This window comes from Mesorhizobium sp. B4-1-3 (assembly GCF_006439355.1).
GTDB lineage: Bacteria > Pseudomonadota > Alphaproteobacteria > Rhizobiales > Rhizobiaceae > Mesorhizobium.
Genome location: NZ_VFTG01000025.1, coordinates 33,674 through 48,473, shown reverse-complemented (window position 1 = coordinate 48,473; position 14,800 = coordinate 33,674). Strand labels below are relative to the sequence as shown.

Annotated in this window: 12 protein-coding genes; 2 read left to right on the top strand and 10 right to left on the bottom strand. The window is 63.1% G+C overall.

The genetic code is table 11. The features are described 5' to 3' along the window. Positions 1–61 precede the first annotated feature (61 nt). A complete protein-coding gene (locus tag FJW06_RS24325) occupies positions 62–472 on the bottom strand; it encodes a helix-turn-helix domain-containing protein (protein WP_140755285.1) in 411 nt (136 codons plus the stop codon). Between the two features lie 269 nt (positions 473–741). Between FJW06_RS24325 and FJW06_RS24320 the strand changes: the two genes are divergently transcribed. Then, entirely contained in the window at positions 742–1,635 is an 894-nt protein-coding gene (locus FJW06_RS24320) for an SDR family oxidoreductase (protein WP_140755283.1), read from the top strand. Positions 1,636–1,835: 200 nt separating this feature from the next. On the opposite strand, the gene FJW06_RS24315 is transcribed toward FJW06_RS24320, so the two are convergent. The 3 genes from FJW06_RS24315 to FJW06_RS24305 form a co-directional block, all read right to left on the bottom strand. Next, a complete protein-coding gene (locus FJW06_RS24315; protein ID WP_140755281.1) occupies positions 1,836–3,755 on the bottom strand; it encodes a potassium transporter Kup in 1,920 nt (639 codons plus the stop codon). Between the two features lie 139 nt (positions 3,756–3,894). After that, positions 3,895–5,808 carry a potassium transporter Kup gene (locus FJW06_RS24310; protein ID WP_140755279.1) on the bottom strand — a complete coding sequence of 638 codons (1,914 nt, stop codon included), beginning with the start codon at positions 5,806–5,808 and terminating at the stop codon, positions 3,895–3,897. A gap of 86 nt (positions 5,809–5,894) precedes the next feature. Further along, positions 5,895–6,635: a pyridoxine 5'-phosphate synthase gene (locus tag FJW06_RS24305; RefSeq protein WP_140755277.1), complete on the bottom strand. Its 741-nt coding sequence runs from the start codon at positions 6,633–6,635 to the stop codon at positions 5,895–5,897. A 127-nt stretch (positions 6,636–6,762) separates the two neighbouring features. Between FJW06_RS24305 and FJW06_RS24300 the strand changes: the two genes are divergently transcribed. After that, positions 6,763–7,161: an STAS/SEC14 domain-containing protein gene (locus tag FJW06_RS24300; protein ID WP_140755275.1), complete on the top strand. Its 399-nt coding sequence runs from the start codon at positions 6,763–6,765 to the stop codon at positions 7,159–7,161. Positions 7,162–7,187: 26 nt separating this feature from the next. Here the strand turns inward: FJW06_RS24300 and FJW06_RS24295 are convergent, their stop codons facing one another. From FJW06_RS24295 to FJW06_RS24270, 6 genes are all read right to left on the bottom strand, one after another. After that, complete coding sequence (locus FJW06_RS24295) at positions 7,188–8,315, bottom strand: ATP-dependent RecD-like DNA helicase (RefSeq protein ID WP_140755273.1); 1,128 nt, start codon at positions 8,313–8,315, stop codon at positions 7,188–7,190. A 136-nt stretch (positions 8,316–8,451) separates the two neighbouring features. Continuing rightward, complete coding sequence (locus FJW06_RS24290; protein WP_140755271.1) at positions 8,452–8,802, bottom strand: nitrile hydratase accessory protein; 351 nt, start codon at positions 8,800–8,802, stop codon at positions 8,452–8,454. Beyond that, positions 8,789–9,448: a nitrile hydratase subunit beta gene (gene nthB, locus FJW06_RS24285; protein ID WP_140755269.1), complete on the bottom strand. Its 660-nt coding sequence runs from the start codon at positions 9,446–9,448 to the stop codon at positions 8,789–8,791. Before nthB ends, FJW06_RS24290 begins: the two co-directional genes overlap by 14 nt. Further along, the gene (nthA, locus tag FJW06_RS24280; protein WP_140755348.1) at positions 9,445–10,062 is read right to left on the bottom strand and encodes a nitrile hydratase subunit alpha; all 618 of its coding nucleotides are present in this window, start codon (positions 10,060–10,062) and stop codon (positions 9,445–9,447) included. Before nthA ends, nthB begins: the two co-directional genes overlap by 4 nt. A 65-nt stretch (positions 10,063–10,127) precedes the next feature. After that, complete coding sequence (locus tag FJW06_RS24275) at positions 10,128–13,280, bottom strand: efflux RND transporter permease subunit (protein WP_140755267.1); 3,153 nt, start codon at positions 13,278–13,280, stop codon at positions 10,128–10,130. After that, positions 13,277–14,587 carry an efflux RND transporter periplasmic adaptor subunit gene (locus FJW06_RS24270; RefSeq protein WP_140755265.1) on the bottom strand — a complete coding sequence of 437 codons (1,311 nt, stop codon included), beginning with the start codon at positions 14,585–14,587 and terminating at the stop codon, positions 13,277–13,279. The genes FJW06_RS24275 and FJW06_RS24270 overlap by 4 nt, the downstream gene beginning before the upstream one ends. Between the last annotated feature and the right edge of the window lie 213 nt (positions 14,588–14,800).

Below are 14,800 nucleotides of genomic sequence, written 5' to 3'. Positions count from 1 at the left end.
GGGACAATCCCGCGTGGAACGCGCCGGATCAATCGGGCGCTTTGACGCTTATATCCAGAAATCAGCCTTGGGCGGCATCGAAGGCCGCCCGCGCGTCGCGCACCGCGCCATGATTGAGTTCGGCCCATTGAATGAGCTGTTGCAGGGGCAGGAACATCGAGCGCCCAAGATCGGTGAGGCTGTATTCGACGCTTGGCGGCTTCGTCGGGAAAACTTCGCGATGCACATAGCCGTCGCGCTGCAGCTCGTAGAGCGTCTGCGTCAGCATGCGCTGCGAGATATCGGGAACCAGCCGGCGCAGTTCGCCGAAGCGATAGGGCTTCTCGGCCAGCGCCATCACCAGCAGCGAGGTCCATTTGCCGCTGATGCCCTGGATGACGTCGCGAACCGGGCAATCGGCGAAATTGCCGCCGCCGGTCATGGCCTTATAGACCTCGAGCTTGGCTTTCAGGTTGAATATCTTGCTGTCCATCGCGACATCCGCTCATCGAAACCAAAGCATGTCTCCCGAAGCGGGAACCGGTTTCGGGATAAAGACATGCGTAAAACAAAAACCTGAAGCGCATGGAGCGAACCTGAAAGATCGCGATACGCTTTAGGCCGGCCGGGTGGTTCCCTGACTGTGCCTACCTCCCGAAAAACTGCCTTCTTTACGGCTTGAGGTCAATTCCTATTTTAGCGCTGGTCTCTTTTTGAGACCATCACCTGATCCGCCTCCGACACAATTTTAGGGACCCTCCCATGACCGAAACCCTCCTCGTCACCGGCGCCTCCGGCCAACTCGGCCGCGCCGTCATCAATCACTTGCTGGATGCGCAGAAAATTGCGCCATCGAGCATCATCGCCGCTACCCGCAATCCCGAAAACCTCGCCGATCTGGCCGCGCGCGGCATCAGCGTCAGGGCCGCCGACTTCAACGACAGGACCTCGCTGGAGAGGGCATTTGAAGGCGCCGACCGCGTGCTGATCATCTCGACCGGCGACCTCGATCTGAAGACTGGCCGGCGCCTGAAGCAGCATGAGACGGCAGTGGCGGCGGCCAAGGCTGCGGGTGTTTCACACCTGCTTTACACCTCGATGCCAAATCCCGAGCCGGGCTCGCCGGTGCTGTTTGCCGGCGATCACTACGGCACCGAGCAGGCGATCAAGGCGAGCGGCATTCCCTACACCATCTTCCGCAACGGCTGGTATCAGGAGAACCTGTTCATGTCGCTGCCGCACGCCATTTCGTCGGGCAAGTGGTACACGTCGGCCGCCGACGGACGCGTCGCCCACGGCGCGCGCGACGACATGGCGGCCGCCATCGCCGCCGGCCTCGCATCCGGCTCCAAGGAAAGCCACATCTACACGCTGACGGGCCCGCACGCCTACACGACAAACGAGATTGCGGCGCTGGTAAGCGAGGTGACCGGCAAGCCGCTGGAGGTCATCCAACTCCCGGACGAGGCGCTGACCGAGGGCGTCAAGGCGGCAGGCGTTCCCGAGGATTTCGCCCGCATCATCGTCTCCTTCGATGTCAACACCCGCGCCGGCCGCATCGACGAGGTGACCGATGCCGTCGAAAAGCTCTCGGGCCGCAAGCCGCGGACGCTGAAGCAGTTCCTCGAAGCGAACAAGACTGCCTTGCTCGGCTGAAAACTGGCGCGCCTGGGAGCTTCTCAGGCGCGCTTCACTTCGCCTTCTTGAGCTGTCGATGCTCGATGAGGCTGACCCGTCTTTGGAAGCGCAAGGATGCAATGAGCGCCGAGAAGGCCAAACCCGACGATCGCAAGCACCAACTCGCCGCTCACGCCCCGCCCGCTTTCGCCACTCTCCGGCCGATGCGGCGCAGTCTGTCAGATCGCGACCTGGGTGCCAATCTCCACCACGCGTCCGGTAGGGATCTGGAAATACTCCGTCGCATCCGCAGCCGTTCGCGCCAAGCCTATGAACAGCCGGTCCTGCCAAACCGGCATGCCGGAATTGGGCGACGCCTTCAACGAGCGTCGCGACAGGAAGAAGGACGTCGTCATGATGTCGAACTTCCAGCCCTGCTTGCGGCAGATGGCCAAGGCGCGCGGAATGTTGGGCTGCTCCATATAGCCGAAGGTCAGGGTCACGCGCATGAAAAGCTCGTTGACGGTCTCCAGCTTCACGCGCTCGCTGTCGGGCACGACCGGCTGCGGCGCCGTCACCACCGAAAGGATGACGTTCTTTTCGTGCAGCACCTTGTAGTGCTTGAGGCTGTGCATCAGCGCCGTCGGCGCGCTCAGCGGATCGCTGGTCAGGAACACCGCGGTGCCCGACACCAGCTGGGGTTTTTTCTTCAGAAGATTCGCCGCCAGGAAATCGAGCGGGATCTCGTTGCGGCGGGTCTTGTCGAACAGGTACCGACTGCCGCGCACCCAGGTCCACATGCCGAGGATGATGGCGAAGGCGACCGCCAGCGACGCCCAGCCGCCCTCGAACACCTTGACGATGTTGGAGGCGAAGAAGCCGATGTCGATCAGCGCGAACACCGCGGTCAGGCCGATTGCCGGCCATATGTTCCATTTCCAGATGCGGGTCATGACGATGAACAGCAGCGTCGTCGTCACCAACATGTTGCCGGTGACCGAGATGCCGTAGGCCGAGGCGAGCCTGCTGGATTCGCCGAAGCCGACCACCAGCAGCATCACCACCAGCGCCAGCAGCATGTTGACGCGCGGCATATAAACCTGACCGGACTGCTTTTCGGACGTATGCAGGATCTCGAGCCGCGGCAGCATGTTGAGCTGCACGGCCTGCCGGGTCAGCGAGTAGGCGCCGGAGATCACCGCCTGGCTGGCGATGACCGTCGCCGCCGCCGCCAGCACCACCATCGGGATGAGCGCCCAGCCCTCGTTCATCTCGAAGAACGGGTGGCCGACCGTGCCGCCCTTGGCGAGCACATAGGCGCCTTGCCCGGCATAGTTCAAAAGCAGGCAGGGAAATACGATCGCAAGCCAAGCCAGAACGATCGGCTTGCGGCCGAAATGGCCGAGGTCGGCGTAGAGCGCCTCGGCGCCGGTGACGGCCAGGAACACCGCGCCGACGGTGACAAAGGATACATCAGGCGAATTGATGAAGAAGGCCACGATGTAATGCGGGCTGATGGCCCACAGGATTTCCGGATCATCGATGATGTGATTGAGACCGGACAGGCCGATAGCGAGGAACCAGATTGCCGTCACCGGGCCGAAAACCAGGCCCACGCCGCCGGTGCCGAAGCGCTGGACCGCAAACAGCATCGCAAGGATCAGAAGCGTCAGCGGCACGACATAGGGCTGAAAGGCAGGCGTGACTACATTCATGCCTTCGACCGCCGACAGCACGGAGATGGCCGGCGTGATGACCGCGTCGCCGAAGAACAGCGATGCTCCCACGATGCCGATGCCGAGCACGACCGCCGAACGCGTCGGGAAGGTACCGCGCGCCAGCGCCATCAAGGACAGCACGCCGCCCTCGCCGCGGTTGTCGGCGCGCAGCACGAACATGATGTATTTGACGGTGACCGTTATGGTCAGCGACCAGATGATCAGCGACAGCACGCCCAGAATGTCGGCGCGATTGGCGACATCGCCGCCTGAGGAAGCATGCAGCGCTTCGCGAAACGCGTAGATCGGGCTGGTGCCGATATCGCCATAGACGACGCCGAGCGCTCCCAGCATCAGCACCTTGGTGCTGTGCTGCTCGATTTCCGCGTGGCTCGATTGGTCGGCGGGTTCCGCGTCTGCACCACCATTGGCAAGGGCCATGGACGACACTCCGATAAAGTGCGCGGTGCTCTACGCTTGCTGCAGTGCAATATCAAGTGCCCCGACATGAGGGCTCCCATGCCGCCGGCGCACGGCTTCAGTTTACGGAACGGCAGGACCTCTTCATCCGATGAGATCGTCAGATCGCGACCTGGGTACCAATCTCCACCACGCGTCCGGTAGGGATCTGGAAATACTCCGTCGCATCCGCAGCCGTTCGCGCCAGGCCTATGAACAGCCGGTCCTGCCAGACCGGCATGCCGGAATTGGGCGAGGCCTTCAACGAGCGCCGCGAGAGGAAGAAGGACGTCGTCATGATGTCGAACTTCCAGCCCTGCTTGCGGCAGATGGCCAAGGCGCGCGGAATGTTGGGCTGCTCCATATAGCCGAAGGTCAGGGTCACGCGCATGAACAGCTCGTTGACGGTCTCCAGCTTCACGCGCTCGCTGTCGGGCACGACCGGCTGCGGCGCCGTCACCACCGAAAGGATGACGTTCTTTTCGTGCAGCACTTTGTAGTGCTTGAGGCTGTGCATCAGCGCCGTCGGCGCACTCAGCGGATCGCTGGTCAGGAACACCGCGGTGCCCGACACCAGCTGCGGCTTCTTCTTCAAGAGGTTCGCCGCCAGGAAATCGAGCGGGATCTCGTTGCGGCGGGTCTTGTCGAACAGGTACCGGCTGCCGCGGATCCAGGTCCACATGATCAGCCCCATGATTGAGGCGACCGTGATCGACACCCAGCCGCCCTCGACGATCTTGACGACATTGGCCGAGAAGAAGCCGAGATCGATGACGCCAAACAGCATCGCCAGCGCCAGTGCCAGCGCCAGCTGCCATTTCCAGAGCCAGCGCATGACGACGAACAGAAGCACCGTCGTCATCAGCATCTCGCCGGTCACCGAAATGCCGTAGGCGGAGGCAAGCGCGCTCGAGCTGCCGAAGCCGACGACCAGCAGCATCACGCCGAGCGCGACCAGGAGGTTGACCCTCGGCATATAGATTTGGCCGCTCTGCATCTCGGAGGTGTGCTGTACCTCGATACGGGGCAGAAGGTTGAGCTGCACCGCCTGCCTGGTCAGTGAGAAGGCGCCGGAGATGACGGCCTGGCTGGCAATGACCGTGGCCGCGGTCGCGAGGCCGACCATCGGCACCAGCGCCCATTCCGGCAGCATCTGGAAGAACGGGTTGGTGGGCTTGCCGCCATGCGAGAGCACGAAGGCGCCTTGGCCGAAATAATTCAAGAGCAGGCACGGGAAGACGATTGAGAACCAGGCCAGCACGATCGGCTTGCGGCCGAAATGGCCGAGGTCGACATAGAGCGCCTCGGCGCCGGTCACGGCCAGGAACACGGCGCCGACGGTGACGAAGGCGCCAGTCGGCGTGGTGGCCAGGTAATAGATCGCGTAATACGGGTTGATCGCGAGGAAAACGGACGGGTCGTCGACAATATGATATAGGCCGGCCGCGCCGATCGCCACAAACCATGTCGCGGTCACCGGTCCGAACACCGCCGCCACCTTGCCCGTGCCGAAGCGCTGCACGGCGAAAAGCACCGCCAGGATCATCAGCGTGATCGGCACCACATAGGCATCGAGCGCCGGCGTGACGACCTCCAGGCCCTCGACCGCCGACAGCACCGAGATCGCCGGCGTGATGATCGAATCGCCGAAGAACAGCGCCGCTCCGCAAAGGCCGATCACCAGAATGAGGCGCGAGCCAGGCGGATAGGCGCTGCGCGCCAGCGACATCAGCGACAGCGTGCCGCCCTCGCCCTTGTTGTCGGCCCTGAGCACGAAGGCGACATATTTGATCGTGACGATGATGGTGAGCGCCCAGACGATCAGCGACAGCACGCCGAGCACGTCGTGGCGGGCGACAGAGCTCGACGAGGCATGCAGCGCCTCGCGGAAGGCGTAGATCGGGCTCGTGCCGATGTCGCCATAGACGACGCCCAGCGCGCCGAGCATGAGCACCTTGGTGCTGTGCTGCCGTTCGGTTTCGGCATGGCCCGAGCGTTCGAGGGATTCCGTTTCGCTGCCGTTGGCTAGCACCATGAACCCCACTTTACCGGATTCGTCACGTTCCGAAGTCGCCGCGACACGCGGGACGCACCAAGACTGCCAAAACTACCCAAGGTCCCCTACCATCCGCAGGCCTTCAAGAACCGCCCGACCGTGCCGGCCATGCCATACTCCAGCGCATCCGCTGTCAACCCATGTCCGATCGATACTTCGGCCAATGCCGGGATGCGTTTGGCCAATGCCGGCAGGTTCTGCACCGTCAGATCGTGGCCGGCATTGACGCCGAGTCCGGCCTTGAATGCTGCGTCGGCGGTTTTTCCCAGTCTTTCCAATTCTTTCGCCGCCTTTGCGGAATCGGAATGGAAACCTCCATACGGCCCCGTATAGAGTTCGATGCGGTCGGCGCCGGTGTCGCGCGCCGCATTGACCCCGTCCGGATCCGCGTCGGAAAACAGCGACACGCGGAAACCGCCCTTCTTCAACCGCTTGACGATCGGAGTGAGGAACGCCGCCTGGGCACCGAAGTTCCAGCCATGGTCCGAAGTCGCCTGCGCCGGGTCGTCCGGCACCAGTGTTACCTGCTCGGGCTGGTTCTTTTCGACGAGAGCCAGGAAATCCTCGGTCGGATAGCCCTCGATGTTGAACTCCGCGCCCGGAAATTCGTCGTCGATCAGCGCCCTGATCTCGGGCAGGTCGGAATGCCTGGTGTGCCGCTCGTCGGGTCTCGGATGCACCGTCAGCCCATGCGCGCCCGCTGCAAGCGCGATGCGGCCAAGTCCGGTGACGCTCGGCCATGGCAGGTCGCGGCGGTTGCGCAGCATGGCGACGGCATTGAGATTGACCGAAAGCTTGGCGGGCATGAGCTGAGGTCCAGTGGATCGGCGGGCATCTATACCGCCTTTGACGGGAACAGATAGAGGGTTTCGCGTGTTCCAGGGGATGCGCGTGTTCCAGGGGATGGTTGGAGGCTAAGACAAGGATTTGCCAGTGAATTTCCTCGAAGCCGTGCCGGCGATCCGCCGCATCGAGACCAATCGCGACGCGCTTTTCGCCATAGACGTCGTCGGCGATGTCTCGCCGGCCGACGCGGAAAACCTCTTCGGCCTGCTGGAGGCCGCCTACGCGCTGCATCCGAGGATCGACGTGCTGATCAGGCTGACCGACGAGGAAAGCGTCGACTGGCCCAATATCAAGCAAGACACGCTCCGGCAGGGCGTGGCCGACGCGATGGAACATGTCGTGCGCTGCGCCGTCATCGGTGAGCCGAGTTGGGCTTCTCTCGTCGCCGGCTTGTTCCCTAAAACGCTGCCTTTCGAAGTCAGACGCTTCGATGTCGACGACGAGGAAGCGGCCTGGCAGTGGCTTGGCGCAAGGCCGACGGACTAGGCCGGCCTCACTGAATCCCAACAACCTTAGCGCACCACGGTCAGCCGCTCGGCTGCACGGGTGATCGCCGTATAAAGCCAGCGCTGGCGAGTCTCCTTGAAGGCCCAGCTCTCGTCGAACAGCACCACATCGTTCCACTGCGAGCCCTGCGCCTTGTGGACCGTTAGCGCATAGCCGTAGTCGAAATCGTCGAAGCGCTTCTTCTGCTGCCAGGGGATCTCGGCATCCGGGTCCTCGAACGCCGCCTTGAGTAGCTTGATCTTGGCGACGCCGCGGTCGGGATCATCCTCTTCCGGCGAGACCAGAAGGTTGATGCCGGGCTTCACCGTCTCGCGCGATGAGGTCATCACCTTCCAAAGCGAACCATTGAGCAATCCCTTGGCCGGATCGTTGCGCAGGCAGACCAGCTTGTCGCCCGCCTGCGGGAAGTCGGCGTTGAATCCCTTCAATTCGCGCAGCCTCTGATTGTAGCGCCGGCGCGTGCGATTGGTGCCGACCAGCACCTGGTCGGCCCTGAGCACCAGATCCTGGTTGACTGCTTCCCTGCCGATCACCTGCGCCATGCCGTAGTCGCCATGCATGAACTCGCGGCCTTCGCGCACGTCGAGCGCCAGCCGGATGATGGGATTGTCGCGCGCCTGACGGTGTATCTCGGTCAAGAGCACATCCGGCTCGTGCTCGGTGAAGAAGCCGCCGCCCGAGATCGGCGGCAGCTGCGCCGGATCGCCGAGCACCAGGATCGGCGTGCCAAAGCTCTGCAGGTCGCGGCCGAGCTGCTCGTCGACCATGGAGCATTCGTCGATGACGACGAGCTTGGCGCGCGAAATCGGACTTTGCCGGTTGAGCGAGAAGGTCGGCGACATCGAGGTCTTGCCGGTCACCTCGTCCTCGACCGATTCCTCGCCCTTCGGCCTGTAGATCAGCGAATGGATGGTGCGGGCGTTGGTCGCCCCCTTGGAGCGCAGCACCTGCGCCGCCTTGCCTGTGAAGGCGGCGAACTGCACCTGGCCGTCGACATGCTCGGCGAAATAGCGCGCCAGCGTCGTCTTGCCGGTGCCGGCATAGCCGAACAGCCGAAAGACCTGCGGCCGGCCCTCCTTGAGCCAGCGCCCGACCGCTTTCAGAGCCTCGTCCTGTTGGGGAGAAAATTCCATCAGTGCGACAGACCGGATTCGCAGGCGAAAGACAAGATTGGCCGCTATATCGACCGTCGTCGGCAGCAATCGCTAGGCTCGCCGACAAACTTAGGCTATCAGCCGCAAATCGGAACGTAAAGAGAACAAAGGCGATCTATATGTCCAGGCCTGGATCGTTCTCCAGCAGGATGGGCTTGCCGTGTGGCGTCGCATGGGCGGCACGTTCCCAGGCAGCAGCGAGTTCGTCGATCTCGCGTTTAGGGGCGATACCTTTCCTCGACAAAAGCTTTTCCAGCGCTGCCAGCCAATGCTCATAATAGTCATGTCCGTCACTCGCGGCGCCAGGCTGCTTCACCTCGGCGGACAGCGCCTCCGCCCATTCGCTCCACGAAAACAGGCCCTTGCCGTGCAACGCAACCGTCAGGGCGAAGGCTTCCGCCTGCCACGGCTCGGCGAAGACCGGCTCGTCGAAACCCGCCGGCAACTTGGCCTCAGGCCGGCTCAAGATAGCTCTCCCAGGCATCGATCGAGACGCTGAGCGTGGGATCGGCGCCTTCGCCCCAAATCTCCGCTCCGTCGAATACCACCGTATAGACCCATTGCGGGTTCTCGCCCTTGCCATGCGCATTACTGTCGGGGAAGACGAAGCCATCCCGCACCGCCTCGACCATGGCGCTTTTGCCACGTGCATAACGCGGCAGGCGCGTATGGCCGGTCGGGTTGAAATTCTTCGTGCGCACGCGATCGCCCACGCGAAAACGCGCCGGCGTGGCGACGGGACGGTCGCAGGGCCCGCCTTTGGCGAGCACGGCCGGCACGTCCGCCGCCGTCAAAACCCGCTTCGGAGTCGCCGCCCCATCGACCGCCTTGCCGGCGGCAAGGTCGCGCTCGGTGACGAAGCCGTGGCGTTTCAGCAGCGTTTCCAGCGCCTTGATCCAGATCTGGTAGTAGCTCGATGAATAATAATCGGCAGGATGCAGCGATTCCCGCGCATGCCGGCTTTCATCGATGTTCCAGGCGCCCATCGAACCGGCGGTCAGCGTCACGCCGAAGGCCCGCCTTTCCCATCCGGCGTGGAAATAGGGCTCGTCCTTCTCGGGCGCGACCGGCCCGAAACCCATCTGCCCACCGAGATCCTGCGGGCCGTTCATGCCGGCTCCCCTTCCGGCTCCTTGGCAAGCGCCGTGCCGATCATCGCGTCGCGGCTGACCAGTTCGGCGAGTTGCTCCTCGCTCCAGCCCTCCGTCCCTTTCGGGCGCATCGGCACCACCAGGTAGCGAAGCTCGGCGGTCGAATCCCAGACGCGGATTTTCTTGCTACTAGGCAGCGTCAGCCCGAATTCCTCCAGCACGCCGCGCGGATCGATCACCGCCCGCGAGCGGTAGGGCGGCGCTTTGTACCAGACCGGTGGCAGGCCGAGCACCGACCACGGATAGCAGGAGCAGAGCGTGCAGACGACGAGGTTGTGCGTCTCTTCGGTGTTGAACACGGCTTGCATGTGCTCGCCCTGGCGGCCGGTGTAACCCAGCGACGCGATCGCCGCCGTCGCATCGCGCTTGAGCCATTCGGCATAGGCCGGATCGCTCCAGGCCTTCGCCACCACCCGCGCGCCGTTGCGCGGGCCGATCTTTGTCTCATAGATGTCGACGATGACGTCGATGGCCGCGGGGTCGATCAAGCCCTTTTGGGCCAGGATCGTCTCCAACGCGCGCACGCGCGCCGCGAAGGGATCGAGCTCGTTGTCGTGGTCATGATCGTGGATCATGACCTGCAGACTAGGATCGGCTGCGGTTGGCTGCAAGCGGGTCGCCTTGTGCCAGGCGGTCCGCTCTACTCTGCCGCCATTTTCTTCGGCTCGGCCTCGTCGTCGAACAGCGAGCGCTGCTCGCCGTCTTCCACGACATGCAGCGCCGGCCGGCTCTTCCTCGACGAGAAGCTGAGCAGCCAGCCGGAGAAGTTTTCAAAGTAAACGTAGATCACCGGCGTCACGAACAGCGTCAGCGCCTGCGAGGCGAGCAGGCCGCCGACCACTGCAACGCCGAGCGGCTGGCGCAATTCGGCGCTGGCGCCGGTGCCGAGCGCGATCGGAAACGTACCCATCAGTGCGGCCAGCGTCGTCATCATGATCGGCCGGAAACGCATCAGGCAGGCTTTGTGAATGGAGTCCTTCGCCGACATGCCTTGTCGCCTGAGCTCGAGCGCGACGTCGACCATCATGATGCCGTTCTTCTTGACGATGCCGATCAGCATCAGGATGCCGATCACCGCGATCACCGAAAGATCCATGCCGGCGAAGCGCAGCGCCACCACGGCGCCGAGCACGGCGGACGGCAGGCCGGTGAGGATGGTGAGCGGGTGGATGAAGCTCTCATAGAGCATGCCGAGAACGATATAGATCGTCAGGATCGCGCCGCCGATCAGCAGGCCCTGGTTGGCCAGCGAATCCTGGAAGGTCTTGGCCGTGCCGGCGAAGCTCGTAGAGATCTCCTTCGGCATGCCGATCTGCTCCTTGAGCTGGTCGATGCGGGTCACCGTGTCGCCGAGCGACACGCCCTGCGGCAGATTGTAGGAGATCGTCACCGCCGGAAGCTGCCCGAGCTGATTGACCGTCAGCGCGCCTGCCGTGCGGTCGACATGCGCGAAGGCGCCAAGAGGCACCAGGCTGCCGCTAGCGGTCCTCACCTGGATGGCCAGCATTCGCTCCGGCGACCAGCTGATCTTGGGATCGAGCTCGGTGACGACCGCATAGCTGTCTGCCGACCCAAATATCGTCGAAACTTGGTCCGTGCCGAACCCGCCATAAAGAGCCGTGCGCAGCGTGCTGGTATCGATGCCGAGCTGGGCAGCCTTGTCGCGATCGATCACCAGCGACGCCTGCAGGGCATTGTTCTGCAGATCGCTTGTGACGTCGGTGAAGTGCGCGTGGTCGGCGACCATCGCGTCGTTCAGCTTCTGCGCCCAGACGTCGGTCTGACTGGTGTCTAGGCCCTGCACCACGAGCTGATAGGCGCTGGCGGACTGCCGCGAGCCCAGCCTGAGGTTCTGGACCGGCTGCATGTAGGTCTCGATGCCAGCCACGTTGGAAAGTTGCTTCCTCAGGTCGGACTGCACCTTCTCGATGTCGGGCCGCTGGCTCTTGTCCTTCAGCTGAACGTAGAGCCTGCCCTGATTGAGCGCGCTTTGGCCGCCGCCCACCGACCAGGCGACATGCGTCACATAAGGAGAGTGCGTGAAGACGTCAGCAACCTGCCCTTGCAACTTGACCATGGCGTCGAAAGAAATGTCCTGGCGCGCAAGTGTCGAAACTGAGATCTGACTGATATCCTCCTGCGGGAAGAAGCCCTTCGGCGAAACCTGGATCAGCCACACCGACGCCGCCGCGGTTACTACGAAGACGAGGAACACCAGGAAAGTGTTTCGCAGGCAGAAGCCCAGGATCCGGTCGTAGCCGCGCGTGATGAGATCCGGCTTACGGCCGGGCGCATGCTTTTCGCGATCGGCCTTGGTCACCGACAACAGCCGCGAGCAGAGCATCGGCGTCAGCGTCAGCGACACGAACATCGAGGCCAGGATGGCGACGGTCACCACCACGGCGAATTCGTTGAAGATGCGGCCGATGACGCCGCCCATCAGAAGCACAGGAATGAATACGGCCACCAGCGAGATCGAGATCGAGATGATGGTGAAGCCGATTTCGCGCGCGCCCTTGAGCGAGGCGTCGAAGGCCGACAGCCCATCTTCTTCCATGTGGCGGAAGATATTTTCCAGCATGACGATGGCGTCGTCGACCACAAGGCCGACCGCAAGCGTCAATCCCATCAAGGAGATGTTGTCGATCGAGAAGCCGAACAGGAACATAGCGCCAAGCGTGGCGATCAGCGAGATCGGCACCGCCACGGCCGGAATGATCGTCGCCGTCACCCTGCGCAGGAACACGAAGATCACCAGCACCACCAGCGCTATGGTCAAGAGCAGCGTGAACTGGACGTCGTCGACGGCCTGGCGGATCGAGGTCGAGCGGTCATTGAGCAGCTTGATCTGGGCGGCGGCCGGCATCTGGTCCTGGAAGGACGGCAGCATCGCCTTCACCTTGTCGACGACATCGACGGTGTTGGCATCGGGCTGGCGCTGCACGGCCATGATGATCGCACGTGTCCCGTCGTACCAGCTAGCCGTCGTCGTGGTCTCGACCGAATCGACAACGCGGGTAACCTCGCCCAACCGCACCGGGTGACCATTCTTGGTGGCGATGATGAGATTGGAGAAGCCCGCTGCATTAGCCAGTTGCGTGTTGGCGGTAATCGTCAGCTGCTGCTTGTTGTTCTGCAGCACGCCGAGCGGGGTGTTGCTGTTGGCCGACGCGACGGCCGCCTGCAGCTGATCGATCGAGATGCCCCGCGCGGCGAGCGCGGTCGGATCGATCTGGATGCGCACGGCATATTTCTGCTGGCCGAAGATCGAGACCTGCGCCACGCCGTCGATGGTCGACAGCGAAGGCGAGATCACGTTTTCCGCGAAGGCATCGAGATCCGTCAGCGGGACCGTGTCGCTGACCAGTGACATCAGAAGGATTGGCGCATCGGCGGGATTGACCTTGCGATAGCTCGGTGGCGAGGTCATTTCCGGCGGCAGCGATTTTTGCGTTCTTGCAATAGCCGCCTGCACGTCGGCCGCGGCGGCATCGATGTCGCGGTTGAGCACGAACTGGATGGCGATCGAGGTCTGGCCGAGCGAATTGGTGGTCGAAATCGAATCGATGCCGGCGATCGTAGCGAATTGCTTGATCAGCGGCGTGGCCACCGATGTCGCCATCGTCTCCGGCGAAGCGCCGGGCAGACTGGCCGAAACATTAACTACCGGAAATTCGGCGCTCGGCAGCGCCGCCACCGGCAGGAATTTATAGGCAAATATGCCGCCCGAAATGAGGGCGAACGACATTAGAAGGGTGGCGACGGGCCTGCGAATGCAGAACTCGGAAATCATTGGCGGGCCTCGCTGGCCTTGTCGGCCTCCGCGACCTTGGGCGATGCCTGATCGCCGGATCCGGCGGCGGCTTTGCCTTCATGCACCGCCGCGCCGTCCTTCAGCCGTGTCTGGCCTTCGACGACGACCTTCTCGCCGCTCTTAAGCCCCTGGCTGATGGCGCTGTTGTCGCCTGTCGTCAGCGCCACCTGAACGGGCCGCATTTCGACCGTGTTGTCCGGCCTGACGACATAGACGAAGGGTCCCTTCTGGCTAGGCTGCACTGCGACGGTCGGAACCGAGGTCATCTGCGGCATCGTGCCGGCTTCGAGCACCACGTTCACATATTGCCCGGGCCACAGCGAAAGATCCGGATTGGGTATGCTCGCCCGCGTAGCGATGGTGCCGGAGGCCGTGTCGACGCTGGAATCCACGAAATCAAGCGTCCCCTTGCCGATCGGCGTGGGATCGCCGTTCCTGGTCAGCGTGACGTCGCCTTGCTGTGGGTCGGCGAGCGCCTTGTGCAACAAGGCAAGGTTGCTTTCGGGCAGCGTGAAGTTCACCTGCAGAGGGTCCATCTGCGTGATGGTGACCAGCGGCGTCGAGCTGCTTGAGTTGCCGTTGCTGGTGGTGACGAGATCGCCGACCGAGACGTTGACGGCGCCGAGCCGGCCCGCGATCGGCGCGGTGATCGTCGCATAGCTCAGTTGCACTGTGTCGGCATCGATGGTCGCCTTGTCGGCGTCGATGGTAGCGGCCGCGGCCCTCTGCGCCGCCAGCGTCTGGTCATAGGTCTGCTGCGTGCCGGCCTGCTTGGCGACGAGGTCCTTGGCGCGCTGCAGATCAGCCTGGGCGCTCACCAGCATCGCCTGGTCCTTGGCGAGCTGCGCCTGATCCTTGGCGAGCTGCGCCTTCAGCGCGCGGTCATCAAGCGAAATGAGCAGATCGCCGGCCTTGACCATCTGCCCGTCCTTGACCGCGATCGCCACGATCTGGCTGGAAACACGGGCGTTGATGTTGACCACCTCCGGCGACGAGACGAAACCGATGGCATAGCGGCGGATCGGGAAATCGGCGGTCGTCGCGGTGGCGGAGACGATCGAGGCCGAACGCGGACCGCCGCCTTTCGCATTGTCGCCTTTCGCATTGTCGCCCTTCGCATTGTCCGGGGCGCCGGCCGTTTTGTCGCCGCTCGCCGTCTTGTCCGCGGCGGCTTGCTTGCCCGAAATCAGCTGCTGGACCCTCGCCAGCGTTGCGGGCGAATAATAGACCCCGACGCCCGCCAGACAGGCGATCGCAACAACTGCAAAGGCGATTTTTCCGCGCATCGACAAATAAGCCCTTTACCCGACACGCCGATCCCGGTGGTCCATTGTAGCTCGATTCACGGCTCTTCGCCGCGATTTTCGCCGAATAGATAGGACAAGGCCTTGGCGGAAAAGAGCCAAAACGCGGCATTACGAAGATTTAATGTGCAGTGCACAAACATTGAGCAGCTGGCTAAGATGCCGTCGCGAGCCCTTGCGTCAGTCCCAGAATGC